This window comes from Chloroflexota bacterium (assembly GCA_016219275.1).
Lineage (GTDB): Bacteria > Chloroflexota > Anaerolineae > UBA4142 > UBA4142 > JACRBM01.
In genome coordinates this window covers 77,938-100,089 of the sequence record JACRBM010000086.1, presented here as the reverse complement: position 1 = coordinate 100,089, position 22,152 = coordinate 77,938, and the positions used below count along the sequence as shown (strand labels likewise).

Annotated in this window: 23 protein-coding genes; 17 read left to right on the top strand and 6 right to left on the bottom strand. The window is 57.6% G+C overall.

The window, feature by feature from the left end; genetic code table 11:
• Window positions 1-71: 71 nt before the first annotated feature.
• The 3 genes from ugpC to HY868_23300 form a co-directional block, all read right to left on the bottom strand.
• Window positions 72-1,172 (bottom strand): sn-glycerol-3-phosphate ABC transporter ATP-binding protein UgpC, encoded by a 1,101-nt coding sequence (gene ugpC, locus HY868_23310; GenBank protein ID MBI5305080.1) that lies wholly within the window; start codon window positions 1,170-1,172, stop codon window positions 72-74.
• A 267-nt stretch (window positions 1,173-1,439) separates the two neighbouring features.
• Window positions 1,440-2,690 carry a S8 family peptidase gene (locus tag HY868_23305; GenBank protein ID MBI5305079.1) on the bottom strand — a complete coding sequence of 417 codons (1,251 nt, stop codon included), beginning with the start codon at window positions 2,688-2,690 and terminating at the stop codon, window positions 1,440-1,442.
• 47 nt (window positions 2,691-2,737) lie between these two features.
• The gene (locus HY868_23300; protein MBI5305078.1) at window positions 2,738-2,992 is read right to left on the bottom strand and encodes a hypothetical protein; all 255 of its coding nucleotides are present in this window, start codon (window positions 2,990-2,992) and stop codon (window positions 2,738-2,740) included.
• Window positions 2,993-3,133: 141 nt separating this feature from the next.
• On the opposite strand from HY868_23300, the gene rpsT reads away from it, so the two are divergent.
• The 6 genes from rpsT (at window position 3,134) to HY868_23270 (ending at window position 6,934) form a co-directional block, all read left to right on the top strand.
• The gene (gene rpsT, locus HY868_23295; protein ID MBI5305077.1) at window positions 3,134-3,406 is read left to right on the top strand and encodes a 30S ribosomal protein S20; all 273 of its coding nucleotides are present in this window, start codon (window positions 3,134-3,136) and stop codon (window positions 3,404-3,406) included.
• Window positions 3,407-3,572: 166 nt separating this feature from the next.
• Complete coding sequence (gene lexA / locus HY868_23290) at window positions 3,573-4,256, top strand: repressor LexA (protein ID MBI5305076.1); 684 nt, start codon at window positions 3,573-3,575, stop codon at window positions 4,254-4,256.
• A 2-nt stretch (window positions 4,257-4,258) separates the two neighbouring features.
• Window positions 4,259-4,954, top strand: a complete 696-nt coding sequence (locus HY868_23285; GenBank protein ID MBI5305075.1) for a hypothetical protein — start codon at window positions 4,259-4,261, stop codon at window positions 4,952-4,954.
• 114 nt (window positions 4,955-5,068) lie between these two features.
• The gene (locus HY868_23280) at window positions 5,069-6,127 is read left to right on the top strand and encodes a DNA translocase FtsK (GenBank protein MBI5305074.1); all 1,059 of its coding nucleotides are present in this window, start codon (window positions 5,069-5,071) and stop codon (window positions 6,125-6,127) included.
• Between the two features lie 186 nt (window positions 6,128-6,313).
• Window positions 6,314-6,691 carry a hypothetical protein gene (locus HY868_23275; protein ID MBI5305073.1) on the top strand — a complete coding sequence of 126 codons (378 nt, stop codon included), beginning with the start codon at window positions 6,314-6,316 and terminating at the stop codon, window positions 6,689-6,691.
• Window positions 6,692-6,934 carry a hypothetical protein gene (locus HY868_23270; GenBank protein ID MBI5305072.1) on the top strand — a complete coding sequence of 81 codons (243 nt, stop codon included), beginning with the start codon at window positions 6,692-6,694 and terminating at the stop codon, window positions 6,932-6,934.
• A gap of 67 nt (window positions 6,935-7,001) precedes the next feature.
• Here HY868_23270 and HY868_23265 read toward each other — a convergent pair whose 3' ends face one another.
• The 3 genes from HY868_23265 to HY868_23255 form a co-directional block, all read right to left on the bottom strand.
• Window positions 7,002-7,550: a hypothetical protein gene (locus HY868_23265; GenBank protein ID MBI5305071.1), complete on the bottom strand. Its 549-nt coding sequence runs from the start codon at window positions 7,548-7,550 to the stop codon at window positions 7,002-7,004.
• Between the two features lie 146 nt (window positions 7,551-7,696).
• A complete protein-coding gene (locus tag HY868_23260; protein MBI5305070.1) occupies window positions 7,697-9,163 on the bottom strand; it encodes a HAMP domain-containing protein in 1,467 nt (488 codons plus the stop codon).
• Complete coding sequence (locus tag HY868_23255; protein MBI5305069.1) at window positions 9,160-9,861, bottom strand: response regulator transcription factor; 702 nt, start codon at window positions 9,859-9,861, stop codon at window positions 9,160-9,162. The genes HY868_23260 and HY868_23255 overlap by 4 nt, the downstream gene beginning before the upstream one ends.
• A gap of 98 nt (window positions 9,862-9,959) precedes the next feature.
• Between HY868_23255 and pgeF the strand changes: the two genes are divergently transcribed.
• The 11 genes from pgeF to HY868_23200 all read left to right on the top strand — a co-directional run bounded on the left by pgeF (window position 9,960) and on the right by HY868_23200 (window position 22,102).
• Complete coding sequence (pgeF, locus tag HY868_23250) at window positions 9,960-10,775, top strand: peptidoglycan editing factor PgeF (GenBank protein ID MBI5305068.1); 816 nt, start codon at window positions 9,960-9,962, stop codon at window positions 10,773-10,775.
• A gap of 19 nt (window positions 10,776-10,794) precedes the next feature.
• Window positions 10,795-11,529 (top strand): YggS family pyridoxal phosphate-dependent enzyme, encoded by a 735-nt coding sequence (locus HY868_23245; GenBank protein MBI5305067.1) that lies wholly within the window; start codon window positions 10,795-10,797, stop codon window positions 11,527-11,529.
• On the top strand, window positions 11,529-11,798 hold the full coding sequence (locus tag HY868_23240) for a YggT family protein (protein MBI5305066.1): 270 nt from the start codon (window positions 11,529-11,531) through the stop codon (window positions 11,796-11,798). The genes HY868_23245 and HY868_23240 overlap by 1 nt, the downstream gene beginning before the upstream one ends.
• Window positions 11,795-12,595 carry an HAD-IIA family hydrolase gene (locus HY868_23235; protein ID MBI5305065.1) on the top strand — a complete coding sequence of 267 codons (801 nt, stop codon included), beginning with the start codon at window positions 11,795-11,797 and terminating at the stop codon, window positions 12,593-12,595. The genes HY868_23240 and HY868_23235 overlap by 4 nt, the downstream gene beginning before the upstream one ends.
• A 71-nt stretch (window positions 12,596-12,666) precedes the next feature.
• Window positions 12,667-14,559 (top strand): DUF2207 domain-containing protein, encoded by a 1,893-nt coding sequence (locus HY868_23230; GenBank protein MBI5305064.1) that lies wholly within the window; start codon window positions 12,667-12,669, stop codon window positions 14,557-14,559.
• A 59-nt stretch (window positions 14,560-14,618) separates the two neighbouring features.
• Entirely contained in the window at window positions 14,619-15,137 is a 519-nt protein-coding gene (locus HY868_23225) for a hypothetical protein (protein MBI5305063.1), read from the top strand.
• Between the two features lie 157 nt (window positions 15,138-15,294).
• Window positions 15,295-16,299, top strand: coding sequence for a DUF4178 domain-containing protein (locus tag HY868_23220; GenBank protein MBI5305062.1), 1,005 nt, complete (start codon window positions 15,295-15,297; stop codon window positions 16,297-16,299).
• 74 nt (window positions 16,300-16,373) lie between these two features.
• On the top strand, window positions 16,374-17,033 hold the full coding sequence (locus HY868_23215) for a PspA/IM30 family protein (GenBank protein ID MBI5305061.1): 660 nt from the start codon (window positions 16,374-16,376) through the stop codon (window positions 17,031-17,033).
• A 119-nt stretch (window positions 17,034-17,152) separates the two neighbouring features.
• Window positions 17,153-18,205 (top strand): SPFH domain-containing protein, encoded by a 1,053-nt coding sequence (locus HY868_23210; GenBank protein ID MBI5305060.1) that lies wholly within the window; start codon window positions 17,153-17,155, stop codon window positions 18,203-18,205.
• Between the two features lie 372 nt (window positions 18,206-18,577).
• Entirely contained in the window at window positions 18,578-19,252 is a 675-nt protein-coding gene (locus tag HY868_23205; protein ID MBI5305059.1) for a hypothetical protein, read from the top strand.
• Between the two features lie 42 nt (window positions 19,253-19,294).
• Entirely contained in the window at window positions 19,295-22,102 is a 2,808-nt protein-coding gene (locus HY868_23200; GenBank protein MBI5305058.1) for a glycosyltransferase family 39 protein, read from the top strand.
• Window positions 22,103-22,152 lie beyond the last annotated feature (50 nt).

The window sequence follows — 22,152 nt, the reverse complement described above, 5'->3', positions numbered from 1 at the left end:
CTACTCCTACAATAAAACAGGCACACAGGTGATTGCCTGTGTACCTGTTTGGTTTTCGTCGCGTGTTACGTTTAGCGAATTGCCGCTTGGGTTTCTTTGTCGAAGAGGTGAATGCGGTCGAGGTTGACCATTACATCCATCGTCTTGCCCGGGCGACCTTGACTGCGCGGGTCTACACGAGCGACGAACGAATGATTGCCACTGAGCAAGAAGAGATAAATCTCGCTCCCCATCGGCTCCATCACGTCCACTTTCGAGGGAATCGGCGCGGCGTTCAACGCGCCGGGCACGTACTCGCGATCGTGAATGTCTTCGGGACGCATGCCGAGTGTCACTGCACGCCCCAGGTAATCGCCGAGCTTTTGTTTGACATCGGCGGGCGCGGGAAGTTTGAAACTGCCGGCGTCAATCACAATGTCTTCTTTCGACCCTGCCACTTTGGCATCGAAAAAGTTCATCGCGGGACTGCCGATGAAACCGGCGACAAACGTGTTGACCGGATTGTCGTACAGGTTTTGCGGCGTGTCGAGTTGCTGAAGGATGCCGTCCTTCATCACCGCAATGCGCGTGCCCATCGTCATCGCTTCGGTCTGATCGTGCGTCACGTAGATGAACGTCGTCTGCAAGCGTTGGTGCAGTTTCGAAATCTCGGTGCGCGTCTGCACACGCAGTTTCGCGTCGAGGTTCGAAAGCGGTTCATCCATCAAAAAGACTTTGGGTTCGCGCACGATCGCGCGTCCCAGCGCGACGCGTTGGCGCTGACCGCCGGAGAGTTGCTTGGGCTTGCGGTCGAGCAATGCGCCGATACCCAGAATCTCTGCCGCTTCTTTCACGCGCCGGTCAATTTCGGTCTTGGGCGTTTTGCGCAAGCGCAGACCGAATGCCATGTTGTCGTAGACGCTCATGTGCGGATACAGCGCGTACGACTGGAACACCATCGCGATGTCGCGGTCTTTCGGCGCGACATCGTTGACCACACGGTCGCCGATCAAAATGTTGCCGTACGAGATCTCTTCGAGACCTGCCAGCAAACGCAGTGCGGTCGTCTTGCCGCACCCAGAGGGACCCACCAAGACCAAGAATTCCTTGTCCTTGATCTCTAACGTCAGGTCGTTGACTGCCTTCACGTCGTTGAATTGTTTGGTGACGTGATCGTAGGTGACACTCGCCATTGTTGCCCCCGTGGAGGTAAAATAGGTATGGATGGTCGAACGAGCGAACTTGGGGTGATTGTATTGTATTCTGGTTGATTTGTCAAACCTTTGTAAGAAAAAGGGGGGGGCTGTCAAAATTTTGGAACACTCAACCTTGCGAAGGTTTTGACGACAAATCAATATGCTTGCCGTTCAACCTTCGCAAGGTTTTTTCACCACCCAAAAACTTGACGCACAACCTAAGAAAAACCAGACCCGAAGGGGGATGCCCTTCGGGTCTAATCGTTACCGACCGCTCAACCAATTCTTGATCGAATCGAGACAACCACCTGGAGGCGGCGGCGGTGGCGGTGGTGGGGGTGGGGGTGGCGGCGGTGGAGAACCGGTTGCCGATTGATACGCTTCAAAAACTTGGGCGCGACCCTTGCCTTGCGTATTCGCCTCCGCACCCAGGTCTTTTGCCGTGTTCATGAAAATATCTTTGACTTGCTGCGGCGTCAAACCGGGATTCGCCTGCAAAATCAAGGCGCAACTTCCAGCCGCGTGCGGCGTCGCCATCGAAGTACCGGATGCGCTCGTGTACGAGTCGTTGACCGGCGTGCCCATCGTCGTGCCTTTCGCGCGACAGGCAACGATGCTTACGCCCGGGAAACACACATCGGGTTTGACGCGCCCATCGCTCGTCGGACCGCGCGACGAAAAACTGGCGACTTGGTCGGTCTTGGACGTCGCGCCAATCGTGAGCACTTTTTTCGCGCAACCGGGCGAACCGACGGTAGACTTGCCCGGTCCGGCGTTGCCCGCCGCGATACACATCACCGCGCCACGATCCATCGCGGTATCGCAGAGGACTGAAAGGGCATCCGTGCCATCGCACGCGCCGTCGCTACCGAGCGAGAGGTTGACGACTTGCGCGCCTTGTTGCACCGCCCATTCGACGCCCGCCATTACATCGCTTGTCGTGCCAGACCCATTACCGCGCAGAACCTTGGCGGCGTATAAACTGCATTCCGGCGCGACGCCTTTGTACTTGCCCGTGCTCGCCGCACCCGACCCGCCAATCGTTCCAGCCACATGAGTGCCGTGACCATGCTTGTCCGTGTCGCCTTCGCCGGTAAAGTCCTTGATCGCAACAATGCGCCCGGCAAAATCGAGATGCGTTGGATCAATCCCGGTGTCTACCACCGCGACCTTGATCCCCTTGCCAGTAAAACCGGCTTGCCACACTTGTGGCGCGCCGATGAGCGGCACCGACACATCGAGCATCGTGTGGACCGGCTCGTCGTACCAAATCATCTCCACGTCATCGCGGTCGCTCAACGCATCAACCGCTTCGGGTGTGACGCTGTGCGCCGCGGCGGGAATGAGACGATAGGTGTGAATCGTCGCCGCGACGCCGCGCATCGTTTGCGCAACTCCGACCGCGCCCGCGCGGTACCGCACAATCACACGCAACGCTTGAACCGGCGCGGCGGCGCGTACATTCGCTTGCAGCATCGCCGCGAGGTTCGCGTGAATCTTGGATGGGTTCGGCATCAGGCTCCTCCGTTTGGCGAACGTTGCGTGCTAGGCAACATTCGCAATCACATCGTGTGGACCGGTTTGTCTTCCTCGACCGACAAGACCCAGGTTTGATCTGCTAGCGCCAACGACGCGCCGGCTTTCCCCTCCACCGCCATCGCCGGGATCAGCGAGAAGGTGCGCTGGACCGTCAAGCCGCGCGCTTGCACATCGGCAACATGCGCCTGGGGATCATCTTTGACCCGCACGATCAAATGCACAATCGCCTCTGGGTCGCTCTGCAACTTGGTTCGCAACTGAGTCGAGATTCCTGCCATCGTTCACCTGCCTTTCCAGGAACGCTCGAATCTTAGCACAGAATCGCATTCAAATCAATCGCCGGGGCGCGATTCAAATTGACTATTTCATCAAACTGATGTAATATGCGCGCCGTCACACACTCAGGGAGGTTTTCCGAATTGGCTAACACATCCGCCGCCGAAAAGGCAATGCGCCAGAGCGAACGTCGCCGCACGCGCAATCGCGTCATCCGCGCGCAAGCGCGCACCGAAGTCAAAGACGCGACCAAAGCGATCGCGACCAACAACGCCGCCGACTCCGAAAAAGCAGTCAAGCAGGCGATCCGCGCGCTCGATCAAGCCGCGCAAAAAGGCATTATCAAAAAGAATAACGCCGCCCGCCGCAAATCGCGCTTGCTGAAAAAACTCAACGCGTTGCGCGCCCCCAAGTAATTCCTCTGCCCTTTGCCCTTTCGAGGCGAGACTCGTGTCTCGCCTTTTTTAATTTCCGTTTAACCTTAAATTTACGCGCGCCTCTTGACTTAGAACGTGCGTTCTGTTATAATCTCGACAAATAGAACACCAGTTCTTATCCACCATTGATTTGTGAAGGAGGCGTATGGCAGAACTGGGCACCCATGAGATTGAGATTTGGCATTACATCGCACGCTACAAGCGCGAGCACAACGGTTGCTCGCCCACCTATGAACAAATCGGCGACGCCGTTGGCATCTCCTCTAAAGATCATGTCAAGCGCGATTTGGAGAAGCTCGACGCGGCGGGCTATATCCGGTTACCGCGCGGGGTCGCACGCGGCATCGAATTGTTGCAAGACCCACTCGAACCACCCGCATCGTCGCACATGATTCGCTTGCCTCTGCTCGGCGTCATCCACGCCGGCGAGGCGATCCCCACACTCGATCAAAACATTACGCCGCTGGAATGGGTCCAGGTCGCGCGCAACCTGGTCGGCAATGGCAAGAATATGTACTTGCTCCAGGTTTCGGGCAACTCGATGATCGACGCGCTCGTCAACGACGGCGACACGATTGTGATGGAACAAACCCAATTGGCGGATGACGGCGACCTGGTTGCCGCGTGGCTCAAAAAGAAACAAGCCACCACGTTGAAACGATTCTTCCGACGCGATGGATGGATCGTGTTGCGTCCGGAAAATCCGACTCTGCAAGAGAAAAAATATCGTCCCAGCGAAATCGAGATTCAAGGCAAGGTCGTGTGTGTGATTCGTAGCAATACGCGCCCCGGCGCGTCGTTCGTCACGCGACCGATCCGACCCAACTAACCATGAACGAGCTCAAGCCCTGCCCCTATCGCCGCGCGAGCGACGATGGACAAATTATGTGCGACCGCATCAAGGCGGGAGACCGCGCCGTGTCGCCGAACATTTGTCGCGCGTGTCCTGTCGCGGCGATCAACTGCGCGCACTTACGCACGACGTTGAGCCACGACGCGCGCCCACCGATCACGGTGCGCTGGGGCAATGGCAAGACTCAAATCTGGGAAGCGGACGCGCCGTCCATCGCGATGGAACACGCCGCGTGCGCGGCTAAGGTCACGCCGATTCACTCGCCGCGAGATTGCGCCGGGTGCGCGTTGCGCCAGCCGCTGGTGATCGCAAACGCGATTGTCGCGACTGATACGATCCCCACTGCCGCCAAACCGCAACGCCGAGGAGCGACCGTACCGCAACCCGCCGTCATCACCGCACAATCCGCGCCCGCGCCGCAAGCCAACGCGACCCAACAGCCGGTCGTCATCGCGCAAGCCGCCGTATCGCAACCCGCGCCGGATGCGCGCGCAAATGTTGTGCATCAAAAGATCATCCAATTGCAAGAGTGGCTCAAGCAAAACCGTACACCCGCTGCGCCGCGCGAACGCGAAGACGAGGAACCGGTGATGCTCACGCGCATCGCAGTGGGCGGCGGACGACCGATGCCAACCACTCGCGCCGAAGAACGCCGCGTCGGATGGACTGATTAGTTCAATCGTTCGTTAGTTCAATAGTGCGTTAGTTGAAGTTCTTTGGAGTGGCGACTATCGCACTATCGCACTACCGCACTACCGCACTATCCAACTAATATGGAAAAGCGTCTTTTGAATTTCCAAGCCGATAAAATCGAAATGGTGCTTGCCGCGCACAAAGCGCCGGCGCGCGTGTGGGGCGGACGCTTGACGCCGCGCACGGTGCAATTTCACATCGCGCCCGCGCCGACGACGAAACTCGCGCGCCTCGAAACGCTCACCGAAGAGATCGCGCTCGCGCTTGGCGTCCAGTCCGCGCGATTGACGCGGCAACAAGGAACGCTCTCGCTCGAAGTGCCGCGCGCCGATTCGCGTTTCGTTTCCTTCGCAGAACTCGACACGCGATTGCAAACCGACGCGGCGACTGTGCGCGCGCTGATGTGCGCCGGTACCGCGACACTCGGTTTGGATTCAGAAGGAGTGCCGCTGCTGTTGCGTTTGCCATCGCCGGATGTCGCGCACGTGCTCATCGCGGGAACGACCGGCAGCGGTAAGACCGAGCTGGCGCGCACGCTCATCGCTTCGCTCGCGATCCACCAAAAGCCGCGCGATCTGCAACTCGCGCTGTTCGATCCCAAGATGCACGGTCTCGCACCGTTCGCGTCCATGCCACACCTGCTCTTTCCGATAGTCGCGAGCGCCGACGAAATGCTTGTGCGTCTAAGTTATCTCGTCGCGGAAATGGAACGCCGCGACCGCGAGCAAATCATCCGTCCGCGCATCGTCGTTGTGATAGATGAACTAGCGGACGCGCTGCAAACGTGCGGACGCGAACTCGAAGCGTATCTCACGCGGCTCGTACAACGCGGACGCAGCGCCGGCATCTCGGTAATCGCGTGCACGCAAAAACCAACCGCAAGCGCGGTCGGCACACTGATGAAAGCGAATTTCCCGGTACGGATCGTCGGACGCGTGGCAAGCGCGGAAGATGCGCGGGTCGCCGCCGGCATTGGTGGAACCGGCGCGGAGAAACTCGCCGGGCGCGGCGACTTTCTCTTGATCGCGGGCGGGCAAGTGATTCGTTTTCAAGCCGCGCAGGTTCGCGCCAGCGACCTCGCGCAACCAATGCGCGCGGCGAACAACCCAGGTCTGCGCGACCGCGTGATGGCTCAGTTAAAACGCGTCAAGTGATTTTGAGTTGGCGAGTAACTGCTCATCCTTGCGAAGGTTCGCGCACTGTCGTAAATTGAAATGCGCTTTCCTATGCTAAGAACGTCGGTTACGCAAGGGATTTCGCAACCTGCGCAAGGATGACAGAGTTATCCCGTTGGCAATCGAAAATCGCCAATCCAAAATCGAAAATAGAATGAGGCACTGATGCGAAATGGGATTCTGCTTGGCTCGCTGGCATTCGCAATCACGCTGGCGATTCTCGTCGGCAATCGCTTGTCGAATGAGGCAATGGCGGTGGTCGTCGGCGCGCTGTGCGGCATCAGCGCGTCCATTCCAGTTAGTCTCGCGTTGTTCATCGCCGTAAGCCGCAACTGGGGACGCAATGACATCGAGCGCGATGCGCTCATCCCACGCACACACGCGCCATCGTATCCATCCGCACAACCCCAAGTCATTGTCGTTGCGCCGCCGCAAATGACGAATCAATCGTACGGATTCTATCCATCGCCGTACTATTTGCCCGCGCCGGGCGCGGATGCCGCGAGTAACGCGCGTGAGTTTAAAATTATCGGGGAGGAATAAATGTTAACACGCCACAAATCCAATCGCGAAGCGGTAGAAATTCGGGAGAAACGCTTTGGGTATTTTCCCAAAGTGTTCCGCTGGCATGGCAAGCATTATGACGTGCAAGCGGTCGAGCGCTGTTGGACCACCGCGCGCACAGCGCCGCAGTTGTGCTTTCGCGTGCGCTGCCGTGAAGGCATCTTCGATCTCTATCAAAATGTGCGAGACAACACCTGGCAATTGGCGCATGTCCACGCGTAAAGCATCAGCGCCCCGGAAATTTCCGGGGCGCTGAGTTGTTGTTGCTTGCTCTTCCGTTATCCTCGTCCTAATCATCATCGTCATCATCATTGCCCTTGTCGCCATCTTTGCTCTTGTCGTCGCCTTTATCCTTATCGTCGCCTTTGTCTTTGTCGTGATCCTTACTCTTGTCGTCGTCCTTGTCCTTGTCGTCCTTCTTGTCTTTATCGCCATCTTTACTCTTGTCGTCTTTACCCTTGTCGTCACTGCCGATCTTGGTCTTGTCGTCGCTGTCGCTCTTGTCCTTGTCTTCGCTCTTGACGCCCGATTTGATTTCGGTAACCAAAAGCGAGCCATCGGCTTGCCGGATGCCCTCTACAACCACCGGCGTGCCCGACTTGATCGCGCCATTCATTTCCGCGGTCTTGGGCAAGACCAGTTTGACTCCATCTACCGTCACCGCGCCGTTTTGACCGATCTGAATTATTCCCTTGACCTCGACCGACTTGGCAACTGAAGCGGGTACCGGGGCAACGATTGCCGGACGATCCGGCGAGTTCGCGGCGTTGGCAGGCGCGCCGGTTGCCGCGTTCATCGCTGCAAGTAATGCCATTAATGCTTCCATCAATCCGTTCATCGTAAATTCTCCTGTTTCATCTATTGGTAGATTATTCTGGCATCACGATACCACAGATTCGCGAGCGTGTGGTTAAGTCTGATTTAAACATGTCTTAAATCTAGATTAAGCGCAATCCAGTCGGACAGCCGTGACAGTCGAAAGAATCACGCTGCCGGCAAGGCAACATGGATTTGCGTACCCTTGCCCGGCTCGCTCTCCGCCCAGATTTTCCCGGCGTGCGCGTCAACGATGCTTTTGACAATCGCGAGACCCAACCCCGCGCCACCGGTCGCGCGCGCGCGCGCCTTGTCGCTTCGATAGAACCGATCAAAAATGCGCGGCAAGTCTTCCACCGGAATCCCGATCCCGGTATCACACACCGACGCGACGACCCAATGCTCTGGACCGAGCCATTGTCGGAACGACGCATTCGGCGCGGCGGTAAGTTCCACTCGCACATTGCCACCATGGGGCGTGAACTTGATCGCGTTGTCAACCAGGTTGATGAACACACGCCACACTTGATCGGTGTCCGCATTGACCTGGGGTAACGCGTGGGGCGCGTCGAACTTGAGCGCGACGCCGGCTTTTTCGGCGCGCGCAGCGTACTCGCCAATCACAGCGCGCGCGATATCTTGGAGCGCCACTGGCGCGCGGCGCGATTCGACCAAACCACTCTCGAGGCGCGACAAGTCAAGCAGTTCGTCCACGAGACGTGTCAGCCGTGCGATTTCGTCTTCAATATCCATGAGAAACCGATCGGCAACCGCCGGATCGTCTTTCGCGCCTTCGCGCAATGCTTCGGCGCGTAAACGAATGTTCGTAAGCGGCGTCCGAAATTCGTGCGCCGCATTCGCGACGAACGCGCGCTGGTCTTGCATCACACGCGCGAGGCGGTCCGCCATCAGGTTGAAACTCGTCGCGAGATTTCGCAATTCTTCGGGACCCGAAACGGGAACCCGCTGTTTCAAATCGCCCTGGGCTAACGCGACCGAGGCTTGCCGCAGACGCGAGATCGGTTTGGTCAATACATTCGCAAACCACAGACTCACGACTACCGTCACCAAGCCGGCTAAAAGGGACACGCCGATAATTCTCAGCCACAACTGTTGGCTCGCTTCGCGCACGAGGCGCATGTGCAATTCGAGCCGCACGATGCCCAGGATTTGTTTCTGATAGATCACCGGCGCGATGGTGAACAACGCATCATCGTTATCGTCCGGATCGAAGTGAATCGCGCCCGTCGGATGACCACTAAGCGCGATACCAATCTCCTGCGGCGAAGGATCAATATCCGCGCCATTGGGTTGGTGTTCCGAATCCACCAGCGTCGTGCCATCCACATCCAACAAAGCAACGCGTTGGTGGATTTGCGCTGAGAGCCCTTCAATCTCAGCCATTAACATCGTGCGATCAATTTTATTATTCTGATAGTTAAACAGCCAATCACCCATCGCACTCGCGGTAAGAATGGCACGCCCTTCCTGATCGCGGCGTGTCTCGGCAAAGCGGCTCGCATCCAATGACGCACCGATACGCCAACCGAGCAAGCCCACACTCGTCGCGATGAGCGCCAGGTACGTCAACAGCAATCCGGTTCGAAGCGACTTGAACGGGAAACGCCATTTCATTTTCCAATCTCCTCCGCCGTCGCAAACCGATAACCGACCCCGCGCACCGTTTGAATGTAGCGCGGCAGACTGGGACGCTTCTCGATCTTTTCGCGCAACCAGCGAATATGTACATCGAGCGTGCGCGTATCGCCAACCCAATCAGTCTGCCACACTTGATCAATCAGGTCGTTCCGCTTGATGACCTGCCCAGCCCGACCCATCAACGCGGTGAGCAAGTCATACTCTTTCAACGTCATCTCGACCGGCTTGCCTCGCACGATGACGCGATGACTTGTCGTATCGAGCGTGACATCGCCGATACAAATCGCTTGTGTGATCGGCTCGGCGTACTCGGTCGCGCGGCGAAGCGCGGCGCGCACGCGCGCGATCAACTCGCGCATTCCAAATGGCTTGGCGAGATAATCGTCCGCGCCCATTTCGAGACCCAGGACGCGATCAGTTTCTTCCGTGCGCGCAGTCAGCATCACGATCGGCACGCGGCTCTCCGCGCGAATCGTGCGGCACACCTCCCAGCCATCCCGCTTAGGCAACAACACATCGAGCAATACCAGGTCTGGTTTCTCATCGCGAAATTTTTCGAGCGCCTGCTCGCCATCGTACGCGGCGACCATCGTAAATCCTTCTTTTTCTAAACCATACTTGACAGAATCCACAATCAACGGTTCATCGTCCACAATCAATATTTTGCGCGACATATTCCCTCCTGCTATGCCTTCCAGGATTATAACGCAATCTAGAAACCGTGACAACGGGTTAATTGCGTCGCGCGGTCGTTGTGGTATAATCCGCTCCGATGCAACGTCATACGCACAGCCACGTGGTGTACTATACCTTTGATTCCTTCCGCGATTCCGGCGCGCTCGTTCACGCGATTTCGACGCGGCACGGCGGCGTTAGCCCCGCTCCTTTCGACACGCTCAACCTCAGCCGCATGGTAGGCGACGGGGCGGCAAACGTCACGACGAATCTCGCGCGCTGGCACGCCGCGCTCGCGCTCGACGCGGCGGCGACCGTGGATGCAAGCCAAGCCCAAGCCGATCAAATCGCGCGCGTGGATGCGCGCCATCGCGGGACGCGCATCAAGAATGTGGACGCGTTGCTGACGGATACACCGAACCTGCCGCTGATGTTGCGCTTTGCCGATTGCGTACCGATTTTGTTGTACGATCCTACGCATCGCGCGATTGGCGTCGCGCACGCAGGTTGGCGCGGCACCGTTCTCAAAATCGCGACGCGCGCCGTGCAAGCGATGGGCGATGCGTTCGGCACGCGCCCGCGCGATCTCATCGCCGGCATCGCACCGTCCATTGGTCCGTGTTGCTATCGCGTCGGCGACGAAGTGATCGTACGCGTGCGCGACGCGTTCGACGACGCGGACGAGCTGTTCGTTCAACAAAACGGCAATGGCGTGCATCTCGATCTGTGGCAAGCGAACGCCCAACAGTTGCGCGCGCTCGGCGTCGAACAAATCGAAATCGCCAACCTTTGCACCGCGCATCGCACCGACGATTTTTTTTCGTGGCGCGCGGAGCGCGGAAAAACCGGACGCTTTAGCGCGGTCATCGCAATTCGTAACCCTGGCACCGCCCGCCAGGGCAGGTGTTCGTAATTCAACCGCGATTTTTCCTATGGCTGACCTCGAAAAAAACTTGCAAGCAATTCACACACGCATCGCGAACGCGGCGTCACACGCGAACCGCGATCCGCGCGAGATTACGCTCGTCGCGGTCAGCAAGACGTTTCCCGCCGACGCCATTCTCGCCGCGCACGCGCTTGGCATTGCCCACTTTGGCGAAAATCGCGTCGAAGAAGCATCCGAAAAAATTCCATCGGTGACCCGCCAATTATCCAACCATCCAACCGCTATCGCGCAACTATCTAACATCACCTGGCATTTGATCGGACATTTGCAAAGCCGCAAAGTCAAAGACGCCGTCGCCTTGTTCGATTTCGTTCACTCGATTGACAGCGTTTCGCTCGCGCAAAAATTGAACGCGCGCGCGGCAGAGATCGGCAAACGAATTCCGATTCTGCTCGAAGTGAATATCTCCGGCGAATCAACCAAGTACGGTTTTGCGCCATCGCCGCGCGAATCGTTTAACGATGCGGTGCGCGAGATCATCGCGCTCGACCACCTCGACACGCAGGGCTTGATGACCGTCGCACCTATCGTCGCCAGCCCGGACGCGGCGCGACCATACTTTCGCGCGTTGCGCGAACTGCGCGACGAACTGCGCGCGCGATTTCCGACCCAGCCGTGGCAACATCTTTCGATGGGAATGACGGATGATTTTGAATCCGCAATTTTAGAAGGCGCGACGATTCTCCGCATCGGGCGCGCCATCTTTGGAGAAAGAAACTGATGGAAATTTTACTGAGAGCGATTGATTTGCTTTTCACCTTGCTCACCTTTGCGATCATCGGTCGCGCGCTCGTCTCGTGGCTTCCGATTGACCGCTACCACCCGATCGTGCAATTGCTCGATTCGATCACCGAACCGATCCTCGCGCCGTTGCGCCGCGTGATTCCATCTATCGGTATGATGGACATTACGCCTATCGTCGCGCTGATTCTGTTGCAGGTCGTGCAGGCGCTCATCCAGAATCTAATCGTGGGGATCTACTACCGATGAACGCTTGGTCACTCGCGACAGTCCGCGCGCTCGTGATTGACGCGGATGGAGTTTTGTGGCACGGCAAACAAAATTTGCCGGGCGTGCCAGCGTTTTTCGATTTTCTTCGCGCGCGCGACATCGCGTTCATCATCGCGACGAACAACTCGGCGCGACCCGCGTCCGAAATCGTGGAACGCCTCGCGCGGATGAACGTGAGGATTGACGACAACCAGGTTCTCACCTCGGCGGAAGCGACGGCGCGTTATTTGCCGCGCCTCGCGCCGCGCGGCGCGCGCGTGTACCTCGTCGGCGGACAAGGCATCGCGGACGAATTGACGCGCGCCGGCTTTCAACTCGTCGAACGCGAGGCGGATGTCGTCGTCGTGGGGATTGATTGGCAATTGACGTACGAAAAACTAAAACGCGCCTCACTCGAAATTCGCCGTGGCGCGAAATTCGTCGGCACGAACGCGGACAAGACGTTTCCAACCGAAGACGGACTGGTGCCGGGTGCGGGTTCGCTCATCGCCGCGATTCAAACCGCGACCGACGTTGCGCCGACGATCATCGGCAAACCCGAGCGCGCCATGTTCGATATCGCGCTAGAGAAAATCGGCGCGCCGCGCGACGCGGCGGCGATGCTCGGCGACCGGCTCGACACAGACATTCAAGGCGCGCAACTCGCCGGGCTGAAAGGCATCCTGGTTTTGACCGGCGTCGTCACGCGCGACGCGCTTGTCGGCGCGAGTGTCACGCCTGACCTCGTCGTCGAAAACCTGGACGCGTTACGCGGAATGTGGCAAGACGCGCAATAGATGTAAATATCCTACTTGCATTCACTCACCGCGCGCTTATAATGGTGGGTGATTCCGCTGGGAGAAGCACAATGAAGCACACACACACATTTCGATTCTTAATGCTCGTAGTTTTTGCGCTCGTCGGATTATCGTTCGCGTCGCCCGTCCACGCGCAAAATCGCAGTGTGACAGTTCAGCGCCGCGATATGGATGTTACGATCCTTAAAAACGGCGACGCGCAATTTGTCGAAACCTGGCAAGTCAGTTTTTCCGGCACGCCGGGTTTTACATTCGCATTTCGCGGCGTCGAACTCAAGAACGTCAATTCGATTGATGGATTTAGCGTCGCCGAAGGCGGGCGCGAGTACCAAGCGAACGGGAGCGAATCGGCGAACACGTTCCGCGTGTATCGCGAGAACAATCAACAATTCGTGCGGTGGTTTTTTCCACCAACCACAAATCAAACGCGCACATTTACGGTTCGCTATGTACTTCACGGCGCGCTACGCATTTACGATGGCGGCGATCAATTTTGGTGGAAGGTCATCGAAAGTGACCGTGCGTACATGATCGAGAGGACGACGACCACCGTGCACCTGCCCGCGTCGTATCCCACCGATCAACTCAAAGTCGCGATAACGACGGGGAGCGGCGACGCCGCCGTGCGCGATGGACAGACTGTCGTCTTTACGAGTTCAAACCTGGGTAATGGTGAAGAACTTGAAGTGCGCGTCCAGTTTCCACACGGCACCGTGACCGCAACCGCGCAACCCTGGCAAGCGCAAGCCGACCGCGAAGCGGCGGCACGCGAACAGCGCGAGCAGATGAAATCCATTTTCAACCTGTTCTTCCTTTTCGTCGGCGTGATATTTTTGTTCATCGGTCCGGTGCTGCTGTACGTGCTGTGGTACACCAAAGGTCGTGACGCGCCCGCGATTACGGCGGCGGCGGGCAACGCGTTGCCAAGCGATTTACCGCCCGCGCTCGCCGGGACGCTCGTGGACGAACGCGCCGAGATGAAAGAAATCGTCGCGACGATTGTGGACTTGGCGCGGCGCGGCGTCATCAAAATGACCGAGAAACAAGAACCTGGGTTTCTCGGCATCGGCACGAATCGCGATTTTACTTTCGCGTTGGAAGGCAATTGGAACAACGTCCGCAAGTACGAAGCAACGTTGATCAAGCGCATGTTTAGCGGCGGTGGGCAGCGCGATCTTTCCGACCTGAAAGAAAAATTTTATACCGCGATTCCGGATTTGCAATCCCAGATTTACGAAGAAAGCACCAAACTGGGATTCTTTGCCGGCAATCCAAATTCGGTGCGCGCCAAGTACGCGGGTCTCGGCGTTGGATTGTTGATCCTGTTCGGCATCATCACTTTTGGTTTGGGCGCTCTGCTTTCCGATTATGCGGACCTGGCGTGGTGTCCCGGCGCGGCGCTCGCCGCCGGCGCACTTGGCTTGATCGTGCTCAGTCCGTTCATGCCGCGCCGCACTCCGAAAGGCGCGGCGGAATCCGCCAAGTGGGTCGCGTTCAAACGCTATCTCGAAAACATCGAAAAGTTCACCAAGCTCGAAGAATCGAAAGAGTTGTTCGACAAATACTTGCCGTACGCGATTGCGTTTGGCTTGGAGCAATCCTGGGTCAACAAATTCGCGGCGATTGAAACGCCCGTGCCGGTGTGGTACGACACGTACCCGCCTCTGCATCATCGCCCGTACGCGCGCGAGGTGGCTTCGGGCGGCGGCAGTTCCGGCGGCGGGAAGAGTAGCGGCGGCTCAACACCCTCGCTCGATTCCGCGGCGGGCGGCGCGTTCCGTGGTTTGAACGCGATGAGCGCCGGTTTGTTCACGATGCTCAACACGACGTCATCCGTTCTCACCAGCGCACCCAAAAGTTCCGGCAGTGGCGGTGGCGGTTGGAGCGGCGGCGGTGGCGGTGGCGGCGGCGGCGGTGGCGGCGGCTCGTCGGGATTTGGATAATAGCGAATGGCGAATGGCAAATCGTAAATCGCAAATCTGAAATCACAAATGGAGAAACTATGGGGCGCATTGTTGGCATCGTCTTGATCGTGGCAGGCGTGTTGATCTGCGGAGTTGTGTCGCTATTCATGTTCGTCGGCACGCGCGGTGAAGGGCTGGGCAACGCCGGCGCGGTGCTGGGTTTTGCATTGTTCGGCATTATGCCCCTGATCATCCTGAGCGGCGCGGGCGTGTTCATGTTTTTCAAGGGCGGGCAAGAAGCCAAAGAGATGGAAGACGTGAAAAAGAAGGAACGCTTGCTGGGGATGATTCAAACCGCCGGCAAGGTTCCGATCGCGAACGCCGCCATCGAAATGAAAATGACGCGCGATCAAGTCAAGAACATGATTTACGAACTCGTGAATCAAGGATTGTTCAGCGGATACGCCAATTGGCAAGAGGGCGTGTTTTATTCTCAAGACCTCGCGAAAGTACAAACGACCAAGTGTCCGAACTGCGGCGGCGAACGCGAGGCGGTTGGCAAGGGACTCGTCAAGTGTCCGTACTGCGGCGTCGAATTGTTCTTGCCGCAAAGTTGAAAGGTGACACCCCCACCCCAGCCCTCCCCTGCGATAGCGGGGGAGGGTTAGAGAGGGAGTTCACCGACCGGTTGCATACTTTTTCGATACGGTGTATCATCGGAACCGGCAAGGTCGTTCAACACGCATTGAAAAACTAACCCATCGGACGATTGACATGGATGTACTTCAACAACGGATTCTCGAAATCGCATTGCAGATTCCCGAGTACGTCGGCTACGCGGCGAAGGAACGCCGGCGCGATGTGGATCGGCACCTGCGCCGACAACTCGCCGCCAAGTACGACGCGCAACGCACGCGCCTCGCGCGCGCACAACAACGCGCGGGGATGGACTATGTTGTTCAAATCGAACAACTCGACCAGAAACTGTTGCGCTTGATCGCGCAATTTCAGACCGCGCCGCGCGGCTATGCCGGGTGGTTCGACAGCGCGCAGATCGGCGACGGCGACCTCGATCAGCTCACCAAGTTCGACGCCGACTTGTCGGACGGCGTGAACGCACTCGCGACGAAACTCGATCAACTCGCGAATGCGCTCAAGCAGAAAACCGACCTCCAAGACGCGATTGACGCGTGCTCCGACACGCTCGACGCGCTCAACGCCGAGTTCGATCAGCGCGATGAATTTGTCGCGCAAGGCAAAAAACCGTCCATCGCCATGCCGGCGCTTGCACGTGTTTCGCCGCTCGATGCGCTGGACGCGAAGAAAACACCTTCGCGCGAAATCACGGCGCTCGCGAATCTCAAACTCAACGACGCGGTGACGTTTGAAGGTACCGATTATCTCGTTGCCGGCAAGATTACGTTTACGGCGCGCGGCGCAACCTTCTTCGCGTTTCTGCTCGCGGACGGCGCGCGCAAAAACTGGTTGCGCGTTGGACCGAACGATGCGATTGGGTGGTGCGACGAAATCGCGTTGCGCGTGCCAACACCGCCGCCCGATTCGCTCGAGTACGATAAGCAATCCTTCACGCGCGTCGAGAGCGGTACCGCGAACGCGAACGTCGTGGGCGCGAGCGGAAGCAAACGCGGGAGCGTCAACTATGCGCGCTACACCGGCGAACTCGGCAGTGTCTTGTGGGCTGAAGACTATGGCGCCGAGACGCGCGTGATGCTGGGACGCGCGATTGATGCAACCGAAATCCAAGTGTATCGTAGATAGAATCCAGGTCTCTCGAAGAAACCTGGATTCTGCCGAATCATTTCGATAAAATCAAAAATTCCAAAGGGGGTACGATGGGAATTCTGGAACGCACCACACAGATTTTGCGCGCGAACATCAACGACTTGCTCAATAGCGCCGAAGATCCGGAAAAATTGTTGAACCAAATTATGCGCGACATGGAAGATGCACTCGATAAAGGCAAGGCGCAAGTCGCCGAGCAAATCGCGCAAGAGAAAATGCTTCAGAACGATCTCAACGCGGCGAAAAAGAACGCCGACGAGTGGGAACAAAAAGCCGAACTCGCTTTGTCGAAAGGTCGCGAAGACCTTGCCCGCGAGGCGTTGCGCCGCCAAGCCGATTATGAAGAACAAGAGCAAGTGTACGGCAAACAACTGGAGGCGCAAAAGACCGCCGTGCAAAAATTAAAAGCGGACCTCGACGCGCTCGACGCCAAGTATCAGGACGCGCGTAGCAAAAAGGATACGCTGATCGCGCGCGCGAAACGCGTCCGCGCCGAACAGCAAATCAAGAGCGCATCCGCCAAACTTTCCGCCGTGGACTATTCGTCCGACCTCGCGCGCATGGAACGCCGCATCCAAGAGCAAGAAGCGCGCGCCGCGGCATCCGAGGAGTTAGCCAAGTCTTCGATGGACGATGAATTCGATCAACTCGGCGCGAACGACGAAATCGAAAAACGCCTCGCCGCGCTGAAACAAAAAATGGGCAAATAAGTTTCCTCCGTTTCCAGCTTTCCGTCAGTTCCTTCATTTCCTTCAGTTCCATCCCAAAGGGAAATAAGGGATATGAGGGAAATGAGAGAAATGGGAAATCGCCACTAAGGAGAATTCCAATGGCACGCATCATTGATGTTGTCGAGTTTCTCGACAATGCAGGGAATGAAATCGTTCACCGCGAACCCGAGGGCGGTCCTGGTGATTTTCGACTTGGCTCGCAAGTCATTGTGCGTGAAAGCCAGAATGCCGTGTTCTTTCGCGACGGCAAGTCGCTCGACGTGTTCGGACCGGGGCGGCACACGATCACGACGATGAACATTCCGATTCTCGCGAGTCTCATCGGTCTCGCGACGAGCGGCAAATCGCCCTTCCCTGCCGAAGTCGTGTTCGTGAACATGAAAGAATTCCTCAATCAAAAATGGGGCACGCCCGAACCGATCGCATTCCGCGATTCCGACCTGGGAATGGTGCGCTTGCGCTCGTTCGGCATGTTCGCGTTTCAGGTGAAGGATGTGTCGCTGTTCGTCAACGGCATCGTCGGTCAGCAAGGCATTTACACAACCGCATCGCTCGACGATTTTTTGCGCGGCATGATCATCGCGAAACTCACCGATACGCTCGGCGAGCAAAAGAAATCGGTGCTCGATCTACCCAGTCTCTACAGCGAAATTGGCGCGATGACCAAAGCCGCACTCACCGACGACTTTAGCCGAATCGGCTTGACGCTCAAAGCGATGTACGTCAACGCGATCACGCCAACCGAAGACACCGCGAAAGCGATTGACGAACGCGCGGCGATGGGCGCGCTCGGCGATATGGACAAGTACTTGAAATTCAAAGCCGCGCGCGCGATGGGCGATGCGGCGAATAACCCGAATGGCGCCGGGGCGGCAGGTATGCAACTGGGCGTCGGTCTGGGCGCGGGCGCAGGGCTGGGCGCGGGTCTCGCCGGGATGATGTCGCAGGCGATGCAACAAACGCAAAACGCGCATCCGGTCGCTTCGACGATCGCGTGTCCCAGTTGCGGCACCGCGAATCCGGTCGGCTCGAAATTCTGCAACAACTGCGGAACGAAATTCGGTCCCGCGACAATCAAGTGTCCAACCTGTGGCACGGAAAATCCGGCGGGCGCAAAATTCTGTAGCAACGATGGAATCAAGTTGAGTTAAACGCGGTCAAGACCCGAAGGGTTTAACAAACCCTTCGGGTCTTTCATTTGGAGAGTGTAGCATGACAACCGATGACGTGGCAATTGAAATTGCCCCGCGCGAGACTACGGCTGGTCGCCCGCCCCCACTCCGCTTCGCTACAGGGCTAGAGTGCGCGGGCGAAAATGCGACCACGTAGGCAATTGTCCCGAATGCAATGAGGGATGGACGCTCGGCGGAACGCCTCACAAAAGCGACACTTGCACCGCACTGCGTTTGGTACAGTGCTAGGTGTTTCAATCGCCCTATCAGTGACAATGCTACACCCGCTTTACTTGCCAAGATAAAAAGACGCAAGTATAATGCACGCGCTTGTCGAGAAAGGAGTCTGTGTTGAATCGCGTTCGCGTTCTATTAGTTCTGGTACTCGCCGCGTTGACCGTACTGGCATGTGATACAAGTTCGTTCGTTGCGTTGCTCGATCAATCCACGCCGACGCCCACGCGAACACCGCGCCCGACCTTTACACCGCGTCCTTCTTTTACTCCGACACCCGAAGATACACCAACACCCGAGCCGACGGCGACATCTGCCGCGTCGGCGACGCCAACGCGTCGCGGGACGACCGCGCCCGTTGTAAAGCCACCAACGGCGAAACCGGTCACCGCGCCGCCGCCCGCGCCGACCTTTGCGTGGAAGCAACGTCAAGATATGAGCGCGCAAGGACGCTGCGATGCGGGTCCTAGCGTGTACGAGGTCAAGGGGCGCATCCATGACGGAACGGATTATGTGGGTGGCATTCACGTCGTCGTGCTCGACAAGGACGGCAAAGTTGTCGCGCAAAAAGATTCGTGGCCCCGCGATCAAATGAATTTGGAATGGGGCGTCAATTGCCGGGAAGAAAAAAATTTGTTCAACTATCAACTCGACATTTCTGCCGGGCGCTCAAGCGGTCCCTTGATCTTGCGACTGACACGCAGCGCGACTGATCTGACTCCCATCTCGACGGACATTCGCATTGACGTGGACGGGAACGGTGGACGTTGGTACCTTGACTGGACCAAATAACGTCAAGAGCCGAGCACACCGCTCGGCTTTCTTTTTGATGATATGCGCCAATCACTCACCCTGGGTTTCATCCTCCTCCTTGCCTTCCTCGTTCGCATCGCGCGTTTGGATTTCCAACCGCTGTGGTGGGATGAGGGCTATAGTCTTTTTTTCGCCACACGCGATTTCGTTACGATGCTCGAACGCACCGCGATTGACATCCATCCTCCGCTCTACTATGCGTTCTTGCAAGGATGGATCGCGTTGGCTGGCAAAAGCGATATCGCCGTACGCTTGATGTCCGTCGCGATTGGCGTCGCCGCGATTCCGCTCCTCTACGCGCTCGCGCGCGAACTGTTCGACGACGATCTCGTCGCGAACGGTGCCGCGTTGATTCTCGCGTTGTCGCCTCTGCACGTTTACTATTCGCAAGAAGTGCGAATGTATGGCATGGTTACACTGTTCGGTCTCGCTTCCATGTATCTGTTTGTGCGACTGCTCCATATGCCGACAGGCAGACCCAGGACTGGTCTGTTCGCGATGGGATATGCGCTCGCGACCGCCGCCGCACTGTACACACAATACTACGCCGCGTTCATTCTCGCGCTTCAGGTTCTCGTCATTCTTGTCTTGTTCGTTCGCCGCTCGCCACGCGTCACTCGCCGCTCGATTCCTCATTGGTTCGGTGCATGGATTGCCATTGCCCTGCTCTATGCTCCCTGGGTCTGGTTCGCCGGCGAAAAACTATACACCTACGTCAGCGGCAAAGTCACCCACGAGGCATACGCCCCACTCACGCCACTCGCCTTTGCAATGAATCACCTGACCGCGTTTTCGGTCGGACATTTGTCGCAACTGAAATGGCTCGACGCGGCGAGCGCAATTTTTATCGCGTTCGGCATCTTGGGCATCGTGGATGCGATTCGCCACGCGCACGTGATCGAAACAGACGCCGAGACCTCCGAGATATTAGAAACCTCGACGGTTTCAACCGAAGAAATCCACGATCAGACCGATGAGGTTCTGGAAACCCCGAGGGTCTACTCCGCCGAAATCGCGTGGGCGTGGGATTTGTACACGTGGATTGCGCTCGCGTATCTGGTCGTCCCGGTTCTGTGTGTTTTTTTTGTCAACCTAATTTTTCCATTTCATCCGATTCGTTCCGAACGATTACTGCTCATCGTCGTTCCCGCGTTTTGTTTACTCATCGCCTTGGGCGTGCGCGCGTTGTGGGAACGCCGCGCCTGGGTTGGCGCGCTTGCGCTGGCGCTGACCGTAATTGCCTCGCTCGCGTCGCTCTACGATTTTTACACTGTGCCGCGTTACGCGCAGGATGATTACCGTCCGCTCATCGCGCAACTGCAAACCCACGCACAGCCGGGCGATACGTTCCTCGCGATTTATCCGTGGCAAATCGGTTATCTCGAAACGTACTATGCTCCGCGCGGCGCACCGCTCAACATCGTCGAGACGCCGAACGACGCGTGGATCGAGAATCCCGCGCAGATGCAAAGCGATCTCGACGCGCTGTTGACGAAGAATCCGCGCGTATGGGTACCGGCATTGCAAACACTGGGTCGCCTCGTCGAGGATGCGCTCGACGCGAACCTGCGTCCACGGACATACTTGGTCGTAGATGAATGGTTCGGCACGACGCGGCTTGAACTTTTCGCGCGCGCTGAACCACCCATGATGGTTGGTAATTCGATTGCATTTGAAGACAATGTGCATTTGATTGATCGCGGTGTCTCGACCGATCCCGTCGCCGCGGGACAAGACATGGTGCGCGTAGATTTGGTTTGGGGCAACATCACGTCAACCGATTTACGCGCGAGTTTGCGCTTGGTGGATCCGAACGGCAATACGTGGATGCAAGATGATCGCGATGTGACCCAAGGCACACACCGCATCGGATTTTCCGTTGATACAGGCACACCACCGGGAACGTACGCGTTGCAACTCCGTTTGTATCGCGCACGCGACGGGAGCGTGCTTCGACCCGATCACTTGGCGCTCGGCGCGATTCAAGTGACTGCACCCGCACAATCCAACCTCGCCGCGATTCCACAGCGCGTTAATGCCGATTTTGCAAACGGCGCGCGGCTAGTCGGCTCGACGTTGCCGGAAAAACCGATTCGTCCGGGCGATCCAACATCACTCGCGCTATTTTGGCAAGCGCCGCGCGCCATCGCGCAAGATTTCAATGTCGCGATTCAAATTGAGGACGAACGTGGGAATGTGTATGCGAGCACGCAAGCCGCGCCGGCGCGCGGCATTTATCCGGCGACGCGCTGGCAAATCGGTGAACTCGTGCGCGACCCGCAATCGTTCACGCTGCGCGGCGACACGCCCGATGGCGCGTATCGCGTGACGGTCACTATCGCAGAAGGCGACGCGCGACGCTGGGTTGAAGTTGGAAAAATCGCGGTTAAGAATCGTCCACACTATTTTGGCGCGCCATCACCATCGCAAAAATTCTCGGCGCGCATCGGCGAGGTCGCGCAACTGGTCGGGTACGATATTTCGCAGAATGAACGCGCGGTGCGCGTCGTGTTATACTGGCAGGCGCTCAGCTCGCCATCCACGTCGTACACCGCGTTCGCTCAATTGCTCGACTCAAGCGGCGCTCTACGCGCGCAACGTGATCAGATCCCCGGCGCGGGCGCGTATCCGACAACAAGCTGGGTCAAGGGCGAGTACCTCGTGGATGTGTACGATATCACATTGCAAAGCGACGCGCCGCCCGGCGAGTACACGATTATCATCGGGATGTACGACACGACGAACAACACACGCTTGCCGGTATTTGATGCGACTCAAAAACCGGTTGGCGATCATAGCGAACTGTCTACGCGAATAATCATTCGGTAGTAAGCTGGGCGACGGCACATGATTCCGATTTTAACTTGTGAGGCAAATCA